Annotated in this window: 20 protein-coding genes; 19 read left to right on the top strand and 1 reads right to left on the bottom strand. The window is 50.4% G+C overall.

All coding sequences use genetic code 11. The features are described 5' to 3' along the window. Position 1: 1 nt before the first annotated feature. Positions 2-853: a DegV family protein gene (locus tag LAJLEIBI_RS07985; protein WP_006444173.1), complete on the top strand. Its 852-nt coding sequence runs from the start codon at positions 2-4 to the stop codon at positions 851-853. A 751-nt stretch (positions 854-1,604) separates the two neighbouring features. Here the strand turns inward: LAJLEIBI_RS07985 and LAJLEIBI_RS07990 are convergent. Beyond that, a complete protein-coding gene (locus tag LAJLEIBI_RS07990) occupies positions 1,605-2,888 on the bottom strand; it encodes a nucleotidyltransferase (RefSeq protein WP_040435238.1) in 1,284 nt (427 codons plus the stop codon). A gap of 195 nt (positions 2,889-3,083) precedes the next feature. On the opposite strand from LAJLEIBI_RS07990, the gene mgtE reads away from it, so the two are divergent. The 18 genes from mgtE (at position 3,084) to LAJLEIBI_RS08080 (ending at position 23,649) form a co-directional block, all read left to right on the top strand. Next, positions 3,084-4,439 (top strand): magnesium transporter, encoded by a 1,356-nt coding sequence (gene mgtE, locus LAJLEIBI_RS07995; RefSeq protein WP_040435708.1) that lies wholly within the window; start codon positions 3,084-3,086, stop codon positions 4,437-4,439. Between the two features lie 165 nt (positions 4,440-4,604). Beyond that, entirely contained in the window at positions 4,605-5,606 is a 1,002-nt protein-coding gene (gene pta, locus LAJLEIBI_RS08000) for a phosphate acetyltransferase (RefSeq protein WP_040435240.1), read from the top strand. Between the two features lie 35 nt (positions 5,607-5,641). After that, complete coding sequence (locus tag LAJLEIBI_RS08005) at positions 5,642-6,832, top strand: acetate kinase (protein ID WP_006444182.1); 1,191 nt, start codon at positions 5,642-5,644, stop codon at positions 6,830-6,832. Positions 6,833-6,935: 103 nt separating this feature from the next. Continuing rightward, positions 6,936-7,469 carry a YceD family protein gene (locus LAJLEIBI_RS08010; RefSeq protein WP_040435242.1) on the top strand — a complete coding sequence of 178 codons (534 nt, stop codon included), beginning with the start codon at positions 6,936-6,938 and terminating at the stop codon, positions 7,467-7,469. A gap of 3 nt (positions 7,470-7,472) precedes the next feature. After that, complete coding sequence (gene rpmF, locus LAJLEIBI_RS08015) at positions 7,473-7,652, top strand: 50S ribosomal protein L32 (RefSeq protein WP_005332600.1); 180 nt, start codon at positions 7,473-7,475, stop codon at positions 7,650-7,652. A gap of 326 nt (positions 7,653-7,978) precedes the next feature. After that, the gene (locus LAJLEIBI_RS19755) at positions 7,979-8,056 is read left to right on the top strand and encodes a potassium-transporting ATPase subunit F (protein WP_083790643.1); all 78 of its coding nucleotides are present in this window, start codon (positions 7,979-7,981) and stop codon (positions 8,054-8,056) included. Between the two features lie 43 nt (positions 8,057-8,099). Further along, positions 8,100-9,827, top strand: coding sequence for a potassium-transporting ATPase subunit KdpA (gene kdpA / locus LAJLEIBI_RS08025; RefSeq protein ID WP_040435246.1), 1,728 nt, complete (start codon positions 8,100-8,102; stop codon positions 9,825-9,827). A 27-nt stretch (positions 9,828-9,854) separates the two neighbouring features. After that, positions 9,855-11,921 carry a potassium-transporting ATPase subunit KdpB gene (gene kdpB, locus LAJLEIBI_RS08030; RefSeq protein ID WP_006444185.1) on the top strand — a complete coding sequence of 689 codons (2,067 nt, stop codon included), beginning with the start codon at positions 9,855-9,857 and terminating at the stop codon, positions 11,919-11,921. A 12-nt stretch (positions 11,922-11,933) separates the two neighbouring features. Further along, positions 11,934-12,581 (top strand): K(+)-transporting ATPase subunit C, encoded by a 648-nt coding sequence (gene kdpC / locus LAJLEIBI_RS08035; protein ID WP_006444186.1) that lies wholly within the window; start codon positions 11,934-11,936, stop codon positions 12,579-12,581. Between the two features lie 99 nt (positions 12,582-12,680). After that, entirely contained in the window at positions 12,681-14,720 is a 2,040-nt protein-coding gene (locus LAJLEIBI_RS08040) for a DUF4118 domain-containing protein (protein ID WP_006444187.1), read from the top strand. Between the two features lie 59 nt (positions 14,721-14,779). Then, complete coding sequence (gene plsX, locus LAJLEIBI_RS08045; RefSeq protein WP_006444188.1) at positions 14,780-15,802, top strand: phosphate acyltransferase PlsX; 1,023 nt, start codon at positions 14,780-14,782, stop codon at positions 15,800-15,802. Between the two features lie 35 nt (positions 15,803-15,837). After that, positions 15,838-16,071, top strand: a complete 234-nt coding sequence (gene acpP / locus LAJLEIBI_RS08050; protein ID WP_006444189.1) for an acyl carrier protein — start codon at positions 15,838-15,840, stop codon at positions 16,069-16,071. 59 nt (positions 16,072-16,130) lie between these two features. After that, positions 16,131-16,826: a ribonuclease III gene (gene rnc / locus LAJLEIBI_RS08055; RefSeq protein ID WP_006444190.1), complete on the top strand. Its 696-nt coding sequence runs from the start codon at positions 16,131-16,133 to the stop codon at positions 16,824-16,826. A gap of 7 nt (positions 16,827-16,833) precedes the next feature. Continuing rightward, entirely contained in the window at positions 16,834-20,394 is a 3,561-nt protein-coding gene (smc, locus tag LAJLEIBI_RS08060; RefSeq protein WP_149301910.1) for a chromosome segregation protein SMC, read from the top strand. An 8-nt stretch (positions 20,395-20,402) separates the two neighbouring features. Then, positions 20,403-21,380 (top strand): signal recognition particle-docking protein FtsY, encoded by a 978-nt coding sequence (gene ftsY / locus LAJLEIBI_RS08065; RefSeq protein ID WP_006441287.1) that lies wholly within the window; start codon positions 20,403-20,405, stop codon positions 21,378-21,380. A gap of 26 nt (positions 21,381-21,406) precedes the next feature. Continuing rightward, positions 21,407-22,621, top strand: coding sequence for a threonine ammonia-lyase (ilvA, locus tag LAJLEIBI_RS08070; RefSeq protein WP_006441288.1), 1,215 nt, complete (start codon positions 21,407-21,409; stop codon positions 22,619-22,621). 18 nt (positions 22,622-22,639) lie between these two features. Beyond that, positions 22,640-23,104 (top strand): DUF1653 domain-containing protein, encoded by a 465-nt coding sequence (locus LAJLEIBI_RS08075; protein WP_040434506.1) that lies wholly within the window; start codon positions 22,640-22,642, stop codon positions 23,102-23,104. Positions 23,105-23,220: 116 nt separating this feature from the next. Next, complete coding sequence (locus LAJLEIBI_RS08080; protein WP_242654891.1) at positions 23,221-23,649, top strand: tetratricopeptide repeat protein; 429 nt, start codon at positions 23,221-23,223, stop codon at positions 23,647-23,649. The last annotated feature ends 32 nt before the right edge of the window (positions 23,650-23,681 follow it).

Raw genomic sequence — 23,681 nt, forward strand, 5'->3', positions numbered from 1 at the left:
AATGGGAAAAGTAGCAGTTGTGACCGACAGCAACAGCGGGATCACACAGGAAGAAGGAAAAAAACTCGGCATACGCATACTGCCGATGCCGTTTTATATCAACGGAGAGCTGTTCTATGAGGACATAACACTCAGCCAGGAAGAGTTCTATCAGAAGCTTGGGGAGGACGCGGAGATATCTACTTCGCAGCCGTCCCCCGCAGATGTGATGGAGCTGTGGGAGGAACTGCTGTCCGAGTACGATGAAGTCATCCATATCCCCATGTCCAGCGGGCTGAGCAGCTCATGCCAGACGGCAAAGATGCTCTCCGCAGAATTTGACGGAAAAGTGCGTGTCATCGACAACCAGAGAGTCTCTGTCACACAGCGCCAGTCTGCCCTGGATGCCGTCGAGATGGTACGCCGCGGCATGACGGCGTCGGAGATAGAAGAGGTGCTGATGCAGGAAAGGCTGGAAGCGAGCATCTATATCACAGTGGATACGCTGAAGTATCTGAAGAAAGGCGGCCGCATCACTCCTGCGGCGGCAGCGCTCGGAACGGTGCTGAACTTAAAGCCTGTGCTCCAGATCCAGGGTGAAAAACTGGATGCCTTCGCCAAAGTGCGCGGCATAAAGGCGGCAAAGAGAACGATGCTGAATGCGATGGAAAAAGATATAGAAGAGCGGTTCAAAGGCAGGAGAGTGAACCTGGAAGCCGCCTATACGTGCACAGAGGAAGAAGCCCGAGCATGGAAGGAAGAGATAGAGGAAAGATTCCCCGGTTACGAGGTGCACATGGACAAGCTGTCCCTGAGCGTCGCCTGCCACATAGGCCCCGGAGCGCTGGCAGTCGCCTGCAGCAGGGAGATCTAAATGGGGGTTTTTGTTGGGAATGTTTGAGCTTGTTGGCGGTGGACGGCGGAGGGGCCGGGTGCGCGGGGGTGTAAAAGAGCGCTCCGGCAGCCGGGTATCCGTAACTGCAGAAAGAGCCGGAATCAGACAACCGAGCCTATTCGGTATGAAATCCTGAAAGGATTTCCTGCCTCAGAGGCTCTCGGGAATGTTATTTGTGATAACATTCCCGTGTCTGATTCCGGCTCTTTCTGCAGCAACGGCTCCCACGTCTGCCTCCGAACGCCCTTTTACACCCCCGCGCACCCGGCCCCTCTGCCTGTTCATCGCTCAGGATGATAAACATTCCAAGCAAAAGGAAGTTCCCAGGCCTTCTCAATGGATAGACTCTTATCCAGGAAACTACGGCCGCAGTGTAGATCCATTGTGGCTCGACCAGGGAATCCCACGCGTTGAAGAAATTTGAGCTTTGTGAGGGAACAGGCAGAGGAATGGCGGGAGGGGGATGTGGGGCGTTGGAGGGAGCTTTGTCAAGCAGTTAGGGAAGAAGCCGTGGCAGGGACAGACCAGAAACCGCACTACAAGTGCGGTTTCTGAGACAGCTGAAATAGGAAATCATCCAGATTTCCTATTGAATTCTGTCGGTGTCTGTTCCTGCCGCGGCTTCTTCCCTTACAGCTTGCAAGCGCACCGACCGTCCCACATCCCCCTCCCGCCGTTCCTCTGCCGTACGCTTACCACCCTCCCAAATTCCTCCAACAAAAATTCCCATTTATAAAATAACAATAGACTGCTGGTATTCGTTCACAAACGGAAGTTTAAACTTATTCGTTATGATCGCCTCATACAGGTTGGATGCAAATATGTCCTGCGTCAGCATCCGGGCTCCGGTTTCGCTCAGTGTATCTGTCTGTGTCAGCTTCGTGACAAGCGGCACGTTCGAGTGGGCTTTCAGATGAGACAGGACATGGGCCGCGTCTTTTCTGAAACCTAGGATATGTGCGTAATGACAGCAGCCGTCATCCCGGCAGGAGAGCATATCGTATTTAGTGATCCCGAGCAGGATGTGGAACAGGCTTCTGCTTATGCGGGTGTAAGTCATGTCTCTCGTTTTCAGCAGGTCACAGAACTGGTCAAATGTGATGAAGTCATTGGCGTGGTTTATGATCCGGTTTGCCAGGTCCTCGGTGATATCCACATATTTGACAAGTGTGTCCTTTGTCTCTGTCAGCAGCTTATACTTGAGCAGAAGCGAGAAATCGTTGGAATAGATCGGGTAGCGCGTGCGGTGTGTCTCCTCCAGAAGGCGTATGCAGGAAGGCGGAACCTGCCCTTCCAGCCTTGTGAGCACTTCCGACATGACCGGTTCGTCAAACATGCCTTCATCCTCCAGATGGATGGAGTTGCTCGCATAAGCGAGCAGCTTTCGGATGGCTGACGCGGAACTGTAGCTCTCGGAGAGGGATTCGTCGTGGTAGCCTGAGACCATACGCTTGATCGTATACGTCCTTATGGGGCTTTTCTTTAAGTACAGCGCTTTGATATATTCAATACCGAGAATATTGTTCGGCTGCTCCAGTATGGCATCGAGGGAATCGTCTTTAAAGTAAGCTTTCAGCGCCAGCTGCCGGGCCCGCGGAAAAGAAAGCCCTTTGCGGAGTCCTTCCTGAAGTGAGAACTTGTATTCCTCCGGTTCGTCCGCAACGACATGCGCGATCCGCTCCAGCACGCCGTGATCCCCGCATTCGCTTCCGAAGCAGATAGAATCGATGCAGCCGAGCTGTTCAAATAGAGAAATGGCGCCTGCCGCGAAGTATTCGGCGCTGCCGGTGGCAAAGCAGACAGGAAGTTCCATGACCACAGGAACGCCGGCTTCCAGTGCCACCTCGGCGCGCAGATGCTTCGGCATGATGGCGGGCGCTCCTCTCTGTACGTAATTTCCGCTCATGACGACGACCGCAGCGTCCGCTCCGGTTATCTCTTTCGCTTTCTCTATATGGTATAAATGCCCGTTGTGAAACGGGTTGTATTCCGTGATCAAACCTACTATTTTCATAAGAATCTCCTTGTATATCCTTCTGAAATTGATTATACTATAAAAAGACCGGGTGCGCAAAATGAATTGGGTCATTTGGGGAGAAAGCCTTGGGAGAGGAGGGGTACGATGGGTGAAGAGTTCAGCCGCAGCGATGCAGATTTATTGCATAATGCAGAGGACATCTGTGATCCGCCGCAGGAGACTGAAGATTACATGGAAGAGCGGGAAGAACTGACGGAAGAACGTATCCTTGAAATGCTGGAAAACCGCCAGTATAAAGAACTCAAGGAAGAACTTGAAAATAATATGTACCCTGTTGACCTGGCAGATATCCTGGCGGATTTTGAACAGAAGCAGCTTGTCATGGTGTTCCGGCTTCTGGCCAAGGAAGAGGCGGCGGAGACATTCACATATATGAACAGCGATCTGAGGGAACTTCTCATCAATGCTCTGACTGATTCCGAGCTGGAAGAAGTCATGGAAGAGATGTACCTGGACGATACGGTGGATGTTCTGGAGGAGATGCCCGCGAATGTGGTGGACAGGCTCCTCATGGCGACAGACGAGGAGACGAGACAGCAGATCAACGCCCTGCTCCAGTATCCGGAGGACAGCGCCGGCAGCGTGATGAACGTGGATTATATCGCGCTCAGAAAAGAGATGACGGTGGCGGAATCCATACTGAAGATCAGGCAGGTCGGTTTAAATAAAGAGACGATATATACGTGTTACGTGACAGAGAAACGCCGTCTGGTCGGCGTGGTGGATGTAAAAGAGCTTTTAACGACAAGTGAGTCGAAGACTGTGGAAGAGATCATGGATACGAATATGCTCTACGCCCACACGACGGACGACCAGGAAGAGGTGGCCCGGACAATTACGAAGTACGGTCTTATCGCGCTTCCCATCGTAGATCATGAGATGTGCATGGTAGGTATCGTCACGGTTGACGATGCCATGTACGTACTGCAGGAAGAGGTGACGGAAGATATCAGTATCATGGCCGGTGTAAGCCCCAATGAGGAGTCTTACTTTGGGACGGGCGTCATAAGCCATGTGAAGAACAGACTGCCGTGGCTTTTGTTTCTTATGCTGTCCGCAACGATCACGCAGATGATCATGAACCACTATGAATCTGCGCTTGCGGTCATGCCCCAGCTTGCAGGATTTATCCCGATGCTGATGGGGACGGGCGGAAACTGCGGTTCCCAGAGTTCTACACTTGTGATCCGCGGACTGGCAGTGGGAGAGATCGAATTCGGAGATATTGTAAAAGTGATCTTTAAAGAGATAAGAGTCGCGCTTCTTATAAGCGTCATACTGTCTACCGTAAATGGAATACGTATACTCGTTATGGGACAGGGGGATGTGATGATCGCGGTCACGATAGGGCTTACGATGGCCTGCACGATCATACTTGCCAAGATCGTGGGCTGCACACTTCCGCTCGTAGCCAAGAAGATAGGGCTCGACCCCGCCATAATGGCGACGCCGCTCATCTCTACACTCGTGGATATCAGCACGGTGACGGTGTATTTTGCGATCGTCAGTCTTGTGTTTTCCATCTAGCCTGGAGAACAGACGAATGTTTGGGCATATTTACCAAGATGTTAAAAAAATAACGGTTATTGTATTGAAAAATAGACATAAGATTACGGGAAGAGACCTTGTTTACGAGGTCTCTTTGTATTATAATAGAAATACTGAGAATAAATGGAAAGGAGTCTATTGATCATGGGATTTATAGATGAAATCAAGGCGAAAGCCAAGACAAGCAGAAAGACGATCGTGCTTCCGGAGACAGAGGATATCAGAACTTATGAGGCGGCAGAGGCAGTGATAAAAGAAGGCACAGCCAACGTGGTACTTGTAGGGAGCAAAGAGGAGATCGAGAAGAACAGAGGCTCTTTCGATGTCAGCGGAGCGACTGTCGTGGATCCGGCCACGAGTGAAAAGACGGACGGCTATATCGCCAAACTCGTTGAACTGAGACAGAAGAAAGGAATGACGGAAGAGCAGGCAAGAGAGCTGCTCCTTACGAACTATCTGTACTATGGGGTCATGATGGTCAAGATGAAGGATGCAGACGGCATGGTATCAGGAGCATGCCACTCTACGGCCGACACTTTGAGGCCATGCCTTCAGATACTGAAGACGAAACCGGGAACAAAGCTCGTGTCAGCGTTTTTCGTCATGGTAGTGCCGGACTGCGATATGGGTGCGGACGGAACATTTGTATTTGCAGACGCAGGACTTGAGCAGAATCCGGATCCGGAGAAGCTTGCGGCTATCGCGCTTTCCTCCGCAGATTCTTTCCGGCTTCTGACAGGAGAGGAGCCGGTGGTGGCGCTCCTTTCACACTCTACAAAGGGAAGTGCAAAGCACGCGGACGTGGACAAGGTAGTGGAAGCTGCGCGTATCGCAAAAGAAGCTGCGCCTGAGGGACTTATGATCGACGGTGAATTCCAGCTTGACGCAGCTATCGTTCCGGAGATCGGCGCGTCCAAAGCGCCGGGCAGCCCGGTGGCAGGGAAAGCAAACGTACTCGTATTTCCTGACCTGGATGCCGGAAATATCGGCTACAAGCTGGTGCAGAGGCTTGCAAAGGCAGAGGCATACGGACCGCTGACACAGGGGATCGCGGCTCCGGTCAATGACCTGTCACGCGGATGCAGCGCCAAAGATATCGAAGGCGTAGTGGCGATCACTGCAGTTCAGTGTATGGCTGAAAACTAGAACGTGAAAAAAGAATAAAAGAGAGGTAAATTCAAATGAATGTATTAGTAATCAACTGTGGCAGTTCATCTTTAAAGTTCCAGTTAATCAACTCCGATACAGAGCAGGTGCTGGCAAAGGGACTCTGCGAGAGGATCGGGATCGACGGAAGTCTTACTTATCAGCCGGAAGGCGGGGAGAAGGTAAAGTCAGACAAGCCTATGCCGACACATACGGAGGCGATCCAGTACGTCATTGACGCCCTCACAGATGCCGGTACAGGTGTTGTAAAGAGCCTGGACGAGATCGGTGCGGTGGGACACCGTGTCGTACATGGAGGCGAGAAGTTTGCAAGCTCTGTTGTGATCACAGATGAAGTGCTTCAGGCGATCGAGGAATGCAATGACCTGGCGCCGCTTCACAATCCGGCAAACTTGATCGGGATCAACGCGTGCCAGAAACTGATGCCGGGTACTCCGATGGTGGCAGTGTTTGACACAGCCTTCCATCAGACGATGCCGGAGGAAGCCTACATGTATGGGCTTCCGTACGAATATTATGAAAAATACAAAGTGAGACGTTACGGCTTCCACGGGACAAGCCACAGCTTTGTATCCAAAAGAGCAGCTGAGATCGTAGGGAAACCTTACGAAGAACTCCGCACGATCGTATGCCACCTTGGAAACGGTGCCAGCATCTGTGCCGTTAAAAACGGCAGATCTGTGGACACATCCATGGGTCTTACTCCTCTGGAGGGACTTGTGATGGGAACACGTTCCGGCGACATCGACCCGGCCATCATGGAGTTTATCGCAAAAAAAGAGGGACTTGACATTGCGGGACTTATGAACATGCTCAATAAAAAATCCGGCGTGCTCGGACTTTCCAACAATCTGTCCAGTGATTTCCGCGATCTGGATGCCGGAGCAAAAGAAGGCAATAAGCAGGCTGCTGTGGCGCTTAAAGTGTTTGCCTACAGAGTTGCCAAATATGTCGGCGCATATGCCGCCGCCATGAACGGTGTGGATGTCATCGCGTTCACAGCGGGAGTGGGAGAAAATTCCGGGCCGGTGCGCGCCGATGTCCTCGGCTATCTCGGCTATCTTGGGATCGAAGTGGATGAAGAGGCAAACAACACGCGCGGTGAGGAGATCACGATCTCAACACCGGATTCCAAAGTAAAAGTGATGGTGATTCCGACGAACGAAGAACTTGCGATCGCGCGGGAGACTGTTGCGCTTGTGTAGGCAGAAACGCGGCGGCACAATATCTATGAAAAATGACGAATTATAGGTTGACAAACCTCTTTTACACGGATATAATAGTCTAGGTATGAATAGGGGTGACTATATGTTGATTGACCTATCCGAAGTATTGTCTGAACCGCATAAGCCGCTGGATGTGACGGCAGCGTGTACGATGCGTACATTTCAGGGAAAGGCGGGCGTATATCCGGTCGTACCGGAAGAAGATGCCCACATAACCGCAGAGTACCGGGGAAGCGGAAAGCTTCTGATCAACGGTGAGTGCAGACTTAAAGTGCTTATCCCGTGCGACCGGTGTCTCAAAGAAATACCGGTGGAGTTTGACCTGAATTTTACGAAGCGTGTGCTGGTGTCTGAGCCGGAAGAGGACAGCGGACAGACAGAAGAGTATGACGAAGCAAATTATATTGACGGATATCATCTTGACGTAGATAAATTACTCTATAATGAGATATTAATAGGATGGCCGATGAAAGTTCTATGCTGTGAAGACTGTAAAGGGATGTGCAGCGTATGTGGTCAAAACCTAAATGAGGGGACCTGTGACTGTGAAGACCCAGGTCTTGACCCCAGAATGTCAGTTATCCGCGATGTGTTTAAGAATTTTAAGGAGGTGTAACCTATGTCAATTTGTCCAAAGAATAAATCTTCCAAAGCAAGAAGAGACAAAAGAAGAGCTAACTGGAAGATGAGCGCTCCAAACCTGGTAAAATGCAGCAAGTGCGGCGAATTAATGATGCCTCACAGAGTTTGCAAGGCTTGTGGCTCTTACAACAAAAAAGAAATTATCGCTCAGGACTAGTGAGTGGAAGCAAAGGCTTTCCGGGAAACCGGGAGGCCTTTTTCATTTGCGCAAAAAAGAAGCGTGATCTGATGTTTTAATACTGTTTTAATATGAACCTCCGTCTTTTAACACAGCTTTAAGACAGAGCGTGTTAGGATGAATTCAGCTTAATTGAAAAGGAGGTTACAGCTGTGATGGATATAGCGATGGCGGCAGTTCTGCTCGGATGCTTTGGACTCATGAAAGCGTTTACAGAATGGTGCTCGAGACAGGTAGATATAGATATCCATGAGAAGGGATAGGCAGAGGTACTGCCGGATCCAGGGAGAGAAAGGAGAAGCAGGATGATATTACTTGGAATTATCATATTGCTGATTGCAGCATATTTACTTTATGCTCTCGTTCACCCGGAGAAATTATAACATCGATCAAACTGAGAGCAGGAACAGGAGGACAAAAAAAGTCATGTTACAGATTGCGCTGACTTTAGCGATATTTATTTTGGCAGTGATACCGATGGGAAGGTACATGTACCATATAGCTGCCAATAAAAAAACGTTCGCGGACCCTTTATTTGACAGGGTTGACAACGGCATTTACAAAATATGCCGGATAGACAGAAAGGGAATGAACTGGAAGACCTATGCGTTAAGTCTTCTCATGACCAATGCGGTCATGATACTCGTTGGATATCTCGTGTTGAGACTCCAGCACTCATTGTTTTTAAATCCAAACGGAATCGAGGGGATGGAGCCAACCCTCTCATTCAACACGATCATCAGCTTTATGACAAATACAAACCTGCAGCATTACTCAGGAGAGTCAGGACTCTCTTATCTGAGTCAGATGCTTGTGATCATTTTCATGATGTTCACTTCAGCGGCATCCGGATATGCCGGGTGTATGGCGTTCTGCAGAGGACTTGCGGGCAGGAAGAAGGATCTGGGCAATTTTTATGAGGACATGGTGCGGATCACGACCCGTATCCTGATCCCGTGGTCTCTCATATTCGGCCTCGTACTTATTTGGCAGGGGTGTCCGGAGACATTCGGGGCCAACATAACTGTGGAAACGATTCAAGGAAAACTGCAGGACTTTGCGGTGGGCCCGGTGGCCGCGCTGGAGATCATAAAACATCTCGGGACGAACGGAGGAGGTTTTCTGGGCGCAAACTCGGCCACACCGTTTGAAAATCCGACGATAATAACGAACATGATCGAACTTATATCCATGATGATCCTTCCGGGGGCATGTGTGCTGACATTTGGTAAAATGTGTCAGGATCGGAAAAAAGAGGAAACAGCGGCCGCAGTAAAAGTAAAAGAGCCTCTGTTCGGCAGACAGGGCAGGACGATATTCGCAGCTATGTCCATCATATTCCTTGTGGGACTGACTACTTGCTTCCTGTCCGAAAAAGCCGGCAATCCGGTTCTTGAGGCGTCAGGGATCAGCCAGGACATGGGAAGCATGGAAGGAAAGGAAGTAAGGTTCGGCGCAGACCAGTCGGCGTTGTTCACAACGGTCACGACTTCATTTACTACGGGTACGGTCAATAATATGCACGATACCCTTACGCCTCTCGGGGGAATGGTGCCGCTCTTACATATGATGCTGAACTGCGTATTCGGCGGAAAAGGTGTAGGCCTTATGAACATGCTGATGTACGCCATCCTCGCCGTCTTTATATGCGGACTCATGGTAGGGCGGACACCGGAATATCTGGGAAAGAAAATAGAAGGGCGGGAGATGAAGCTGGTCGCACTCGTGCTGATCATACACCCGCTTCTGATCCTTGGATTTTCCGCGCTGGCAGTCTCAATACAGCCAGGACTGGACGGCATAACGAATGATGGATTCCATGGTCTGTCACAGGTGCTGTATGAATACTCATCTGCGTCGGCCAACAATGGTTCAGGCTTTGAAGGATTATCGGACAACACGTATTTCTGGAATATCACGACCGGGCTTGCCATGTTCTTCGGGCGGTATATTGCGATCATCGCCCAGCTGGCCGTTGCAGGTTCGCTGATGGCCAAGAAGCGTGTGAAAGCATCAGCGGGAACGATGCGCACTGATAATGTGATCTTTGCGGTGCTGCTCGTGTTTATCGTTTATATCTTTGCCGCGCTGACATTTTTCCCGGCGCTTGCACTGGGGCCGATCGCAGAACATCTGACCTTATGGTTTTCATAAAATGAAGAAAGGGATGTAAGAGAAGAAATGTCTAAGAAACAACAAAAAACAAAGTTCGTGACAAAGGATATTCTGAAAAGTTCCGTTATCGGAGCGTTTCAGAAGCTCAATCCGGTATACATGATAAAAAATCCGGTCATGTTCATCGTAGAGACAGGATTCGTACTGACACTTATTATGACGGCCGTTCCGACAATATTTGGAGATGACGCATCACTTGGTAATCTCAGGGTCTATAACGGGATTGTCTCTGTCATACTTTTTATTACCGTGCTGTTTGCAAATTTTGCCGAATCCGTCGCGGAAGGCCGGGGAAAAGCCCAGGCTGCGTCGCTTAAGAAGACTAAGCAGGATACGCAGTCGAGACTTATAGGGAGAGACAACACGGAACGCATCGTGAATGCCTCTCAACTTAAGAAGGATGATATTGTACTAGTAAAGGCAGGGGAAATAATCCCAAATGACGGTGAAGTCATCGAAGGCATCGCATCTGTGGATGAATCTGCCATAACAGGGGAGTCCGCGCCTGTCACACGGGAAGCCGGCACTGATTTTTCCTCTGTGACCGGGGGCACGACAGTCGTGAGCGACTGGCTGAAGATCCGTATCACATCCAGACCGGGCGAGTCTTTTCTTGACAAGATGATCGCTCTTGTGGAAGGGGCCTCACGGCAAAAGACGCCGAATGAGATCGCGCTGAACACCCTGCTCGTAGGATTGACTGTCATATTTCTCATCGTAGTCGTATGTCTGTATCCCTTTGCTACATATTCAGGCGTGCAGATACCAGTTTCTACCATGATAGCGCTGCTCATCTGCCTGATCCCGACGACGATCGGCGGGCTTCTGTCAGCGATCGGTATCGCCGGAATGGACCGGGTGACAAGATTCAATGTCATTGCCATGTCCGGGAAGGCTGTGGAGGCGTGCGGTGACGTAGATACGATGATTCTTGACAAGACGGGGACGATCACATTTGGAAACAGGCTGGCCGCAGAATTTTATCCGGTAAAAGGAAGAGAAAAAGAGGATCTGATCGACTATGCGGTAATGACGTCCCTCTGTGATCCGACGCCGGAAGGGAAGTCTACGGTAGAGCTCGCCCGGAGTATGGGGACGATGATCGATGAAAGTGCTGCCTCACAGATGGAATTTATCGAATTTACAGCGCAGTCCAAGATGTCAGGCGTGAATCTCCCGGATGGGACAAAGATAAGAAAAGGTGCGGCCGACGCCATAAAGGCAATGGTGACGGAACAGGGCGGCAGTATTCCCAAGGATCTGGACGGCCTTGTGGAAAAGATAGCCGGACTTGGGGGAACACCTCTTGTCGTGGCAGCCGGTAATGTGATCTGCGGGGTGATCTATCTGAAGGATACAGTGAAGCCGGGACTTGTGGAACGGTTCCAGAGACTTCGCGACATCGGCATCAAGACGATCATGTGTACCGGTGACAATCCTCTCACAGCGGCGACGATAGCAAAAGAAGCCGGTGTCGACGGATTTATCGCAGAGTGTAAGCCGGAAGATAAGATCGAGGCGATAAAGAGTGAGCAGGCCGAAGGAAAGCTGGTAGCCATGACCGGAGACGGCACAAATGACGCTCCGGCGCTGGCTCAGGCCGATGTGGGCCTTGCCATGAACTCCGGCACCTCGGCGGCAAAAGAGGCGGCCAATATGGTGGATCTCGATTCCGACCCGACCAAGATCCTGGAAGTGGTGGAGATAGGGAAACAACTCTTGATCACAAGAGGTTCGCTGACTACATTCAGTATAGCAAACGATGTGGCAAAATATTTTGCGATCATACCGGCCATGTTTACATTGGTCATACCGCAGATGCAGATGCTGAATATCATGCATCTTGCAACGCCTATGTCGGCAATACTCTCAGCCCTGATCTTCAACGCCGTCATCATACCGTGCCTGATTCCCATCGCCATGCGCGGCGTAAAGTATAAGCCTATGAGCGCAGAGCGGATGCTTCTGAAAAATATGGGAATATACGGGCTGGGCGGTATCATCGTGCCGTTTGCCGGAATTAAAATTATAGACTGTCTTGTGGCGCCGTTGTTGTCGGTGCTTGGTATATAGGAGGGAAGTAAGATGAAATCATTTTTAAAATATGTAAGATGCGCCGCTGTTTTAACCGTGCTTATGCTTGTTGTCTGCGGTCTTGCATATCCGGCCGCCCTGACAGGCCTTGGACAGGCGCTCTTTGCGCATCAGGCGAACGGAAGTCTCATTACGGCGGAAGGAGAAAAGACGACAGACCCCGACAAAGCGGTCGGCTCCGCCATAGCCGGACAGGACTTTTCCGGCAGCCCCGAATACGTTCAGAGCCGCGTGTCGGGAGTAAATTACAATACGTATACAAAGGAAGAGAAAGAGGACGGTTCGTATTCCGGTGTGGCATCCGGCGGATCAAATCTGGCCCCTTCAAGTGAAGAACTGAAGAAACGTGTAGAAGAATCGGTGGAGCAGTTTCTAAAGGAGCATCCAGACGTAGAGAAAGGGGATATACCCGCGGATCTTCTGACGGCGTCCGGTTCCGGCCTGGATCCCGATATTACACCGGAGGCGGCCAGGATACAGATACCGGCCATCGCGGCCGAGACAGGGCTCAGCGAACAGGAACTGGAAGAAATCGTCAGCCGCAGCACGGACGGTAAAGTGTTCGGGGTATTCGGACACGAGCGGGTAAATGTCCTGAAGTGCAACCTTGAGATCGCAGAAGCACTCGGCGAATTATAAGCCCGCGGAAAACACATCAAGATCATGAGACAGGGAACTGCCGGCAGCCATGGGATGGCCTGACGGCGGTTCCCTGTCCGTGCAAGAAGGAGAGATCTTATGGACAGAGATAAAAGGCCGGATCCCCGGGAAGTGCTTGAAAAGATTCAGGCAGAGGAGGATAAGATACGAAGAAAGGAATACGGAAAGCTCAAGATTTTTCTCGGGTACGCGGCAGGTACCGGTAAGACATATGCGATGCTTGAGGAGGCGTTAGAACTCAGGAAAAATAACATAGACGTGGTCGCGGGGTATATCGAGCCCCACGCGCGTCCGGAGACGGCTGCTCTCCAGGAGGGATTGGAGCACATTCCATTCCTCATGAAAGAGTACAAAGGCGTGAACATACGGGAATTTGATCTGGACGCCGCGCTGGCGCGCAGACCGAAGGTCCTTCTCGTAGATGAGCTGGCTCATACGAATGTGAAGGGATGCCGTCATGAAAAACGATATCAGGATATCGAGGAGCTGCTGGAACACGGGATCAACGTCTATACGACCGTAAATATACAGCATCTGGAGAGTCTGAACGACAATATCGCCGGCATCACGTCGATACAGATGAAGGAGAGGATCCCCGACAGCATCTTTGACAGGGCAGATCAGGTAAAGCTTGTGGACATTGAACCGGAAGAGCTGATCGAACGCATGAGAGAAGGGAAGATATACGGCGGGATACAGGCAGAGCGCGCCCTGCAGAATTTCTTTACAATGGATAAGCTGACGGCGCTGCGGGAAACAGCGCTGCGCCGTATGGCGGACAGAGTGAACCACCTTGCAAAGGAGGAAAAGAAGCTTTTGGGGAGAGGAGAATACTCTGCAGGAGAACATGTTCTCACCTGTATCTCTCCGGCTCCGTCAAACGCAAAAGTCATCCGTGCGGCGGCGCGCCTTGCATATGCGTTTCATGCAGAATTTACGGCTCTCTATGTAGAGACGAAAACGATTCAGAATGCGTCGGAGAAGGTGAAGAAAATGAGGGATGAGAACATCCGTCTGGCAAGAACACTCGGCGCAAAGATAACGACAGTCAGTGGTGAGGATGTGGCGAGGCAGATCGCGGAATATGCGAAAGTCAGCAATGTGACGAAGATCGTGATGGGCAGGACCGCACATAAAATCTTTTTCGGACAGACGAGAAAGACGCTCGTTGAGAGTCTGAATCACTATGCCCCGAATCTGGATGTCTATATCATACCTGACCTGCAGAGCGGCAACGGGCAGAAACCTCCGTCGTTCCTGAAGACAGAACATTGTCTGAAGGGGCTTAAGAAGACAGATGTTCTCATACTGCTTTTCATGCTGGCGCTTGGCACGGCGGCGGGTTTTGCCTTCAGTGCGTTTCATATGTCGGAAGCCAATATCATAATGGCGTATCTGCTCTGCGTTATGCTCACAGCCATCAATACAGAAGGGTATATCTGTTCCGTGCTCTCGTCGGTGTTCAGTGTGCTGCTGTTCAATTACTTTTTTATCAAACCGCTTCACAGTCTGCAGGCCTATGATACAGGGTATGTGTTTACCTTTGTCATGATGCTTTCCGTGAGCCTTCTGACGTCGTGGAATATGTCCAATATACAGAAGCAGAGCAAGGAGAATGCCAAGCGCGCATACCGGACGGAGATCCTGCTTATGAACAGCAAGAAACTGAGGCGTGTGAAGGGACGCAGAGATATTGGCGATGAGCTGGCTTCCCAGATACAGAAGTTGATGAACTTCACCGTAATCATATATATGAAAACAGGCGGTCGTATCCAGCAGCCGGATGTCTATTTGAGAGAGGGGATACGGAAAGAGAACAGGGCTTCGCTCATACAGGACTATACTTCCACAGAGGAGCGTGCCGTTGTCTCATGGGTGTTTGAAAACGGACACAGAGCCGGCTGTACGACACATACACTACCGTATGCGAAGGCTATCTATCTCCCGGTCATGGATGACGACAATGTATCGGCGGTCGTCGGGATGGTATTGGAGGAGAGGCGGGAGATCGCGGCCTTTGAATATGATTTGATAAATGCGATGCTCGGGGAGGCGGCCCTGGTGTTTGAGCGGTTTCAGAAAATGGAGGATAAGACGGGTGATTCTTTAACAAAATGATTGATTTTTACAGGAATGTCTAGTAGAATTAATCCTAGTAGTGCTGGGAGGAAGAAAGAATGACTGAAATTACAAGAGTAGCGCTGGATGCCATGGGCGGTGACAACGCCCCGGGCGAGATGGTAAAGGGTGCTGTTGACGCTGTGGCGAGAGAAAAAAGCATCAAGGTTTTTCTTGTCGGTAAGGAAGAGGCCATACGCAGGGAACTGGAAGGCTGTACTTACAACAGCGAACAGATTGAGATCGTGAACGCCACAGAGGTGATCGAGACGGCAGAACCTCCTGTCAATGCCATTCGGAGGAAGAAGGATTCCTCTATTGTCGTAGGCATGAAGATGGTGAAGGCCGGCGAGGCAGACGCGTTTGTGTCAGCGGGGAGTTCAGGGGCCATCCTTGTCGGAGGCCAGACGCTTGTAGGCAGGATCAAGGGTGTGGAGAGGCCGCCGCTCGCGCCGCTCATCCCGACCAAGACAGGAGTATCTCTTCTGGTAGACTGCGGAGCCAATGTTGACGCGAGAGCGTCCCATCTTGTTCAGTTTGCAAAGATGGGTTCCATATATATGGAGAATATCATGGGAGTAAAGAACCCCAGGGTCGGCATTGTCAATATCGGCGCAGAGGAAGAAAAAGGGAATGCGCTCGTCAAAGAGACGTTTCCGCTTTTAAAAGAGACAGAAGGAATCAATTTTATCGGCAGCGTAGAAGCGAGAGATATCCCTCACGGAGCAGCGGATGTCATCGTGTGCGAGGCGTTTGCGGGTAACATAATACTTAAGCTTTACGAAGGGGTCGGGGATGTCCTGATCAAAAAAGTAAAGGCGGGTATGATGACGAGTCTGCGCAGTAAGATCGGAGCGCTGCTTGTAAAGCCTGCTTTAAAGGAGACGCTGAAAGCTTTTGACGCCAGCGAGCACGGCGGAGCGCCGCTGCTTGGACTCAACGGGCTTGTGGTGAAGACACACGGAAGCTCAAGGTCCAAGGAAGTTACGAATACACTCATACAATGTGTGACATTTAAGCAGCAGAGAATTAATGAAAAGATCAAAAATTGTATTCAAACGGATGCTGCATCCGCTGAATAAAGATTACTCAATGGATTAAGAAAGGAAGAAATGGTATGGAATTTGAAAAGTTGCAGGAAATCATTGCAGATGTGTTGAATGTTGAGGCAGGGGACATTACAATGGAGACTACTTTTGTAGATGATTTGGGGGCTGATTCCTTAGATATTTTCCAGATAATTATGGGAATAGAAGAGACCTTTGATATCGAGATCGATAATGACGATGCTGAGAAGATCGTATCGGTAGGCGATGCGGTGGAACAGATTAAAAACGCGACAAATAACTAGGTATAAAAGATGCGGAAAAGCCCGGCAGGGCTTTTTCGCATTATGAGGAGTGTAACTTTATGAATCAGGATTTAAAACAACTGGAAAAAAGGATCGGCTACACATTTAAGGAATTCGGACTGCTTAAAAAGGCGATGATGCACAGCTCATATGCCAATGAACAGCATCTGCACAAGTACGAGTGCAATGAACGGCTGGAGTTCCTCGGAGATGCCGTGCTGGAACTTGTGTCCAGCGAGTTTTTGTTCTATGAGCACGCAAAGATGCCGGAGGGAGAGCTGACGAAGACGAGGGCGAGCATGGTATGTGAGCCGGCGCTGGCATTTTGTGCCAGAGAGCTGCAGATCGGTGATTTTCTGCTGCTTGGAAAAGGGGAAGACGCTACAGGAGGGCGAAAGAGGGAGTCTATCACATCGGACGCGATGGAAGCGCTGATCGGAGCGATATATATAGATGGTGGTTTTGCTAATGCAAAAGAGTTTATCGAACGGTTTATTCTGAAAGACCTGGAGAACAGAAAACTCTTTTTTGATAGCAAGACTATCCTGCAGGAGATCGTACAGGCTAATTTTAAAGACGCGATCACCTATCATCTCATAGGGGAAGAAGGGCCTGACCACGACAAATCATTTCTGGTAGCCGTGCACATAGGGGAAGATGAATACGGCATTGGCCGCGGGAGGACAAAGAAGGCGGCAGAGCAGGAGGCTGCGTATCAAAGTATTCTGAAGCTGCACAAGAAGAATATAAAGTAGGTGGAGTATGTATTTAAAAAGCATAGAAGTGCAGGGATTCAAGTCATTTGCACATAAGATAAAATTTGATTTCCATAACGGCATAACTGCCATTGTAGGGCCGAACGGAAGCGGGAAGAGCAATGTCGCAGACGCGGTGCGCTGGGTGCTCGGTGAACAGAGAGTGAAGCAGCTGCGCGGCGGCAGCATGCAGGACGTCATATTTTCCGGCACGGAGAACAGAAAGCCTCTGAGTTATGCGTCTGTGGCGATCACGCTGGATAATTCAGACCATCATCTTCCAATAGACTATGAGGAAGTGACGGTGGCCAGAAAGCTTTACCGTTCCGGGGAGAGTGAATATCTGATCAACGGAAGCGGCTGCAGGCTGAAAGATGTCAATGAGCTGTTCTATGATACCGGCATCGGAAAAGAAGGCTACTCGATCATCGGACAGGGCCAGATAGATAAGATATTAAGCGGAAAACCGGAAGAGCGCAGGGAATTGTTCGACGAGGCCGCCGGTATCGTGAAGTTCAAACGGCGGAAGAACATGTCGGTAAAGAAGCTGGAGGAGGAAAGGCAGAATCTGCTCCGGGTAAACGATATCCTCTCGGAGCTTGAAAAACAGGTCGGCCCGCTTGAAAAGCAGGCCGAGAAGGCAAGGGAGTTCCTGAAGAAAAAAGAAGAGCTGAAAAAATATGACATCAATATGTTTCTGCTGGAGACGAAGCGGCTGAGCGATCAGATACAAAGCATTGACGGCAGACTCGATACCACGCGGGCAGAACTGGATGAGGCGAACAGCCGTTATGAGGACATGAAGACAGAATACGAGTCCGTGGAAGAGCAGGTCGACAGCATCGACGCGTCGGTAGAAAAGGCAAAAAGCCAGCTGAATGAGACAAATATGCTGAAACAGCAGCTGGAGAACCAGATAGCGCTCCTAAAAGAACAGATCCACAGCGCGCATATGAACGACGAGCACTATGACCAGCGTGCGAAAACGATCGACAGTGAGATAGCAGAAAGAGAAAAGCAGCTGACGGAACTTGTCACGGAACAGGAGAGTATTCAGGCGGAGCTGGATGAAAAGGGGAAGCTTGAACGCCTGGCCAGGGCAGAGCTGATCGAGGTGGAGACGCGCATCGCCACGCTGACGGCATCCGTCGAGAGCAATAAGAAGGATATTATCGAACTGCTGAACAGCAGGGCATCTACGAAAGCCAAGATCCAGCGCTATGACACGATGCTGGAACAGATCGAGGTGCGAAAGAGCCAGATGAACAAGCAGGTCATCGAGTGTGAGAGCGAAGCCGCAAAGCAGGAAGTACATCTGGAAACGTTCCAGAAGGAACTCAGAGAGATATCCGGACAGATCATAGAGCTGACAGAAGAGAGCAGTACATACGAAGACAAGATCAAGGTGGTCCAGGATAAGCTTGCCGGCCAGAACGAACAGTTCCGCATCGGCCAGACAGCATATCACAGGGAGCAGTCGAGGCTTGAGTCTCTGAAGAACATCACGGAGCGGTATGACGGTTACGGCAACAGTATCCGTAAAGTTATGGACAACAGGGAGAAGGAAAAAGGACTTCTCGGAGTCGTGGCCGATATTATAAAAGTGGATAAAGACTATGAGATCGCGGTGGAGACAGCTCTCGGAGGAAGCATTCAGAATATCGTGACTTCTGATGAGGACACTGCAAAGCGTATGATTCAGTTTCTGAAACAGAACAAGTACGGGCGAGCAACGTTCCTTCCGCTTACGGCCATTAAGGCAAACGGGGGCATCTACAGGCAGGAGGCGCTGAAGGAGCCGGGCGTGGTCGGCACGGCGGACAAGCTGGTCACGACAGGAGAAAAGTTCAAAGGACTGGCAGAATATCTCCTCGGAAGGACTCTCGTTGTGGATCACATAGATCACGGGATCGCCATAGCGAGGAAATACAGGCAGTCCATCCGCATCGTTACACTTGAGGGAGAACTGATCAATCCGGGAGGCTCCATGACCGGAGGCGCATTCAGGAATTCAAGCAATCTGCTGAGCAGACGCCGTGAGATAGAAGAATTTGAAAAGACGGTCAGACAGCTCAAACGGGAGATCGACGAGCTGGAGGCAGCGTCCGACGCACTGCGTCAGGAGCGCACCGGATATTATGATAAGCTGGAAGAATTGAAAAGCCGGCTGCAGAAAGCATACGTCATCCAGAATACGGCAAAGATGAATGTGGACCAGGCGGAGGCCAGAATACGGACCGCCAGAAACTCGGCGTCCGGTCTTAAGAGAGAAGCCGACGAGCTGGACAGCCAGATCACAGATATCATTGACAACCAGGAGTCCATCAATGTAGAACTGGATACATCGGAGAGTCTTGAGAAGGAACTTACAGACAAGATAGAAAAAGAACAGAAGATATTGGAGGCTGAACGGGAAGAAGAGGGGCGGAAGCAGAAAGCCGCGGAAGAGATCCATCTGTCCTATGCCGGATTAGAGCAGAAGTATACGTTCCTGCTTGAAAATACAGAACGTATCCAGGAAGAGATCGCCAAATTCCAGGAGGAGCTCAGTGAGCTGGAAGCCAGCAAAGGCGGTACCTCCAGGGAAATCGAGGAAAAAGAAGAGCAGATAGAGGATCTGAAAAATACGATCATCAACTCAAAAGAACTGTTTGCCGAGATCCAGCAGGAGATTGAACGGCTGAAGCAGGAGCGGGAAGAACTGAACAGAAAACATAAGGTATTTCTGCAGAAGCGGGAAGAGCTGTCCCGGCATATGTCGGAGCTGGATAAAGAGATATTCCGGCTCGAAAGCCAGAAAGAGGGCTACGAGGAAGCTTCTGAGAAGCAGATGAATTATATGTGGGAAGAATATGAGGTCACATATAACCATGCGCTGGAAATAAGGGATGAATCACTGACAGACCTTGCGCGGATGAAGAAGCAGATCCAGACGTTAAAGGGCGAGATAAAGGGACTCGGAGATGTCAATGTCAACGCGATCGAGGATTATAAAATTCTGTCCGAGCGGTATGAATTTCTTAAAAACCAGCACGATGACCTCGTGGAGGCAGAGGCCACGCTCGTGCAGATCATCGAGGAACTGGATGAAGCGATGCGCAAGCAGTTCAGGGAACAGTTTGACCTTATAAGCGGGGAATTTGACCATGTGTTCAAGGAGTTGTTCGGCGGGGGAAAGGGTACGCTTGAGCTGATGGAGGATGAGGATATTCTGGAGGCAGGCATCCGGATCATCGCACAGCCGCCGGGGAAGAAGCTGCAGAATATGATGCAGCTGTCTGGCGGGGAGAAGGCGCTCACCGCAATCGCCCTTCTTTTTGCCATCCAGAACCTGAAACCGTCACCGTTCTGTCTGCTGGATGAGATCGAAGCGGCGCTGGATGACAGCAATGTTGTAAGATTTGCAAAATATCTGCATAAACTGACGAAGAATACACAGTTTATAGTTATCACACATAGAAGAGGAACAATGACGGCTGCAGACAGGCTCTATGGAATCACCATGCAGGAAAAAGGTGTATCTACCATGGTCTCTGTGAGCTTACTCGAAGAGCAGCTGGATAAATAGGAGGGGTTATGTCCGAGGAAGTTAAAATGGAAGAAGTGAAGCAGGAATCCGGGGAAAAGCAAGGATTTTTCCGGCGGCTCGTCTCCGGTCTTACGAAGACGAGAGATAATATCATTTCCGGCATGGACAATATATTCAGCGGATTCTCCAGGATCGATGAAGAGTTTTATGAAGAACTGGAAGAAGTTCTCATAATGGGAGATCTCGGTGTCCAGGCGACCGACAATATACTGGAAGACTTGAAAGAGAAGGTCAGAGCCAGACATATCAAGGAGCCGTCCGAGTGCCGGCAGCTTCTGATAGACAGTATCAAGGAGCAGATGGATATCGGTGAAACGGCCTACGAGTTTGAGGACAGGACTTCTGTCGTGATGGTCATCGGTGTAAACGGGGTCGGAAAGACAACGACAATAGGAAAACTGGCAGGGAAACTGAGAAGCCGCCATAAAAAAGTCGTGCTTGCGGCGGCGGATACCTTCCGCGCGGCGGCGGGGGAACAGTTGAAGGAATGGGCAGACCGGGCTCAGGCCGAGCTTATCGGCGGCCAGGAGGGGTCAGACCCGGCTTCGGTCGTATATGATGCTGTGGCGGCCGCAAAGGCACGTCATGCAGACGTGCTGCTCTGTGATACGGCAGGACGGCTGCACAATAAGAAGAACCTGATGGAAGAACTGAAGAAAATGAACCGTATCATAGACAGAGAATTTCCGGATGCCTACAGGGAAACGCTTGTTGTCCTCGATGCGACGACAGGACAGAATGCTCTTATGCAGGCGAAGGAATTTAATGAAGTTGCCGATATCACCGGAATCATCCTGACGAAGATGGACGGGACGGCAAAAGGCGGCATAGCAGTCGCCATCCAGGCGGAGCTCGGAATTCCGGTGAAGTATATCGGGGTTGGAGAGACGATAGAAGATCTGCAGAAGTTTGATGCGGACGAATTTGTTAATGCGTTATTCACGACTGAAAAGCCGGAAGAATAAATAGGAGAAAAAAGGGAGGTATTCATATGATGACACTAGAAAAATTCGAGCAGGCAAGTGAGCTCGTAAAAAAAGTAACCAATCCCACCAAGCTGGTCTACAGTGAGTATTTAAGCCAGCAAAGCGGCGGAAAGATATATCTGAAGCCGGAGAATATGCAGTACACAGGTGCTTACAAAGTCAGGGGCGCTTATTATAAAATCAGCACTCTGTCGGAAGAAGAACGCGGGAAGGGCCTCATTACGGCCTCTGCCGGCAATCACGCCCAGGGAGTCGCCTATGCGGCCCAGAAGTATGGCTGCAAAGCTACGATCGTGATGCCTACAGTGACTCCGCTCATCAAAGTGAACCGGACAAAGAGCTACGGGGCGGAAGTCATTCTCCACGGCGACGTGTACGACGATGCATGTGACTATGCGCTTAAGCTTGCGGAAGAAAACGGATATACATTTGTCCATCCGTTTGATGATCTCGATGTGGCTACGGGGCAGGGAAGCATTGCAATGGAAATCGTGCAGGAACTGCCTACGGTAGATTACATACTCGCGCCGATCGGCGGCGGCGGCCTTATCTCAGGCGTATCTACCCTGGCAAAGATGCTGAATCCGAAGATCCAGATCATCGGTGTGGAGCCGGCCCAGGCAGCCAGTATGACAGCCGCGCTCGCCAACGAAGGTCCGGTCACGCTTCCGAGCGCCAACACAATTGCGGACGGTACGGCTGTAAAGCGGGTCGGTGAGAAAATATTCCCGTATGTACAGGAGAATGTAGACAGGATCGTCACGGTAGAAGACGATGAGCTCATAGGGGCTTTTCTCGATCTCGTGGAGAACCACAAGATGGTCGTGGAAAATTCAGGCCTGCTCACTGTAGCTGCGCTGAAGCAGCTGGACTTAAAAGGAAAGAAAGCGGTAGCGATCTTAAGCGGCGGCAATATGGACGTGATCACGATGTCCTCTATCGTACAGCACGGACTGATACAGAGAGACCGTATCTTCTCCGTGTCCGTGCTTCTGCCTGATAAGCCGGGTGAGCTTGTACGTGTAGCGGCTACGATCGCGGACGCCCAGGGTAATGTCATCAAGCTTGAGCATAACCAGTTCGTAAGTACGAACCGCAACGCCGCGGTGGAGCTTCGTATCACAATGGAAGCATTCGGGACAGAGCATAAGCATGAGATCATGCAGGCGCTGGAGGATGAAGGATTCCGTCCGAGGGAGATCGGAGCAAAATTATATTAGTGTAAAGGGGAGATGCATATGGAACATCACATTCCTCAGAAAGGAGAACGTTACCGCCATTTTAAGGGGAACCTGTATGAGGTTCTGGCGGTGGCGTCGCATTCTGAAACGGCACAGCAGCTTGTCATTTATGAAGGCCTTTACAGGGAACATCCGGTATACGCCAGGCCGCTTGAGCAGTTTATGGGCAGAGTAGACGCGGAGAAATATCCGGACAGGGGACAGGAGTACCGTTTTGAGCTGGAGGAAGAGAGTGAGGCCGGAAACGGACAGAGTCTGATCATGGAGTTTCTCGATCTGGATACAAAAGAGGAGAAGGTTGAATTCCTGCAGCGGGAGAGGATGAACATAACGGAGGACTTTTTATGTGCGGCGGCCATGAGTCTGGACTATGTGGAGAGCAAGGAGGATCCAGACCTGCGTTATGAAGACCTGATGCATTATCTGAAAACGTTGATACGCTATGAAAACAGGAGAAGATGAAAGTCTTCTTCTTTTTTTATTTTATTTTAATACAGGCGGCACATCCTTTAACACCTATTTTATATGACGACTGTTATGATGAGTTTAGAAAGGAAGAAGAATCAAGGAGGCAGTGGATGATGAAAAACAGAGAAAAAGATCAGGCCGGTACAGACGGTCCGCAGATGGCAGAGCTTTGCGCGAAGGTAAAGGAATATGTCGAGAATGAAGACTGGGAAAGCTGTATGGAACTGATACCAAAATATATGGAGCAATATCCGGACAGCGCAGTGCCCCATAATCTGATGGGCATTGTGCTGGAAAGCCAGGGAAAACACCCGGAGGCGATGCGGCATTTTCGCGCGGCATGGTCGCTGGACTCTACGTTTGTGCCGGCAAACCGCAATATGGACGCATATGCTGTCTATGACAGGACGCAGAAAGTAGAGCCGGCTTATACGATGGAAGACTGTATGCCAAAGACGGAACCGGGGGCCTTGCAGAAGACAAGTTTTTTTCTGCGCAGCCTGCTTGCGAACCACTCGAAGAAAGCAGGCGCGGCATAAGAGAGTGAAACGCTGCGTATGCGCGTAAGCTA

The sequence above is a fragment of the [Clostridium] hylemonae DSM 15053 genome (assembly GCF_008281175.1).
GTDB lineage: Bacteria > Bacillota > Clostridia > Lachnospirales > Lachnospiraceae > Extibacter > Extibacter hylemonae.

Bases quoted from the DNA above. Each gene is read 5' to 3' on its own strand.
- LAJLEIBI_RS07985 (WP_006444173.1), top strand. From the start codon at position 2: ATGGGAAAAGTAGCAGTTGTGACCGACAGCAACAGCGGGATCACACAG.
- LAJLEIBI_RS07990 (WP_040435238.1), bottom strand. From the start codon at position 2,888: ATGAAAATAGTAGGTTTGATCACGGAATACAACCCGTTTCACAACGGG.
- mgtE (WP_040435708.1), top strand. From the start codon at position 3,084: ATGGAAGAGCGGGAAGAACTGACGGAAGAACGTATCCTTGAAATGCTG.
- pta (WP_040435240.1), top strand. From the start codon at position 4,605: ATGGGATTTATAGATGAAATCAAGGCGAAAGCCAAGACAAGCAGAAAG.
- LAJLEIBI_RS08005 (WP_006444182.1), top strand. From the start codon at position 5,642: ATGAATGTATTAGTAATCAACTGTGGCAGTTCATCTTTAAAGTTCCAG.
- LAJLEIBI_RS08010 (WP_040435242.1), top strand. From the start codon at position 6,936: ATGTTGATTGACCTATCCGAAGTATTGTCTGAACCGCATAAGCCGCTG.
- rpmF (WP_005332600.1), top strand. From the start codon at position 7,473: ATGTCAATTTGTCCAAAGAATAAATCTTCCAAAGCAAGAAGAGACAAA.
- LAJLEIBI_RS19755 (WP_083790643.1), top strand. From the start codon at position 7,979: ATGATATTACTTGGAATTATCATATTGCTGATTGCAGCATATTTACTT.
- kdpA (WP_040435246.1), top strand. From the start codon at position 8,100: ATGTTACAGATTGCGCTGACTTTAGCGATATTTATTTTGGCAGTGATA.
- kdpB (WP_006444185.1), top strand. From the start codon at position 9,855: ATGTCTAAGAAACAACAAAAAACAAAGTTCGTGACAAAGGATATTCTG.
- kdpC (WP_006444186.1), top strand. From the start codon at position 11,934: ATGAAATCATTTTTAAAATATGTAAGATGCGCCGCTGTTTTAACCGTG.
- LAJLEIBI_RS08040 (WP_006444187.1), top strand. From the start codon at position 12,681: ATGGACAGAGATAAAAGGCCGGATCCCCGGGAAGTGCTTGAAAAGATT.
- plsX (WP_006444188.1), top strand. From the start codon at position 14,780: ATGACTGAAATTACAAGAGTAGCGCTGGATGCCATGGGCGGTGACAAC.
- acpP (WP_006444189.1), top strand. From the start codon at position 15,838: ATGGAATTTGAAAAGTTGCAGGAAATCATTGCAGATGTGTTGAATGTT.
- rnc (WP_006444190.1), top strand. From the start codon at position 16,131: ATGAATCAGGATTTAAAACAACTGGAAAAAAGGATCGGCTACACATTT.
- smc (WP_149301910.1), top strand. From the start codon at position 16,834: ATGTATTTAAAAAGCATAGAAGTGCAGGGATTCAAGTCATTTGCACAT.
- ftsY (WP_006441287.1), top strand. From the start codon at position 20,403: ATGTCCGAGGAAGTTAAAATGGAAGAAGTGAAGCAGGAATCCGGGGAA.
- ilvA (WP_006441288.1), top strand. From the start codon at position 21,407: ATGATGACACTAGAAAAATTCGAGCAGGCAAGTGAGCTCGTAAAAAAA.
- LAJLEIBI_RS08075 (WP_040434506.1), top strand. From the start codon at position 22,640: ATGGAACATCACATTCCTCAGAAAGGAGAACGTTACCGCCATTTTAAG.
- LAJLEIBI_RS08080 (WP_242654891.1), top strand. From the start codon at position 23,221: ATGATGAAAAACAGAGAAAAAGATCAGGCCGGTACAGACGGTCCGCAG.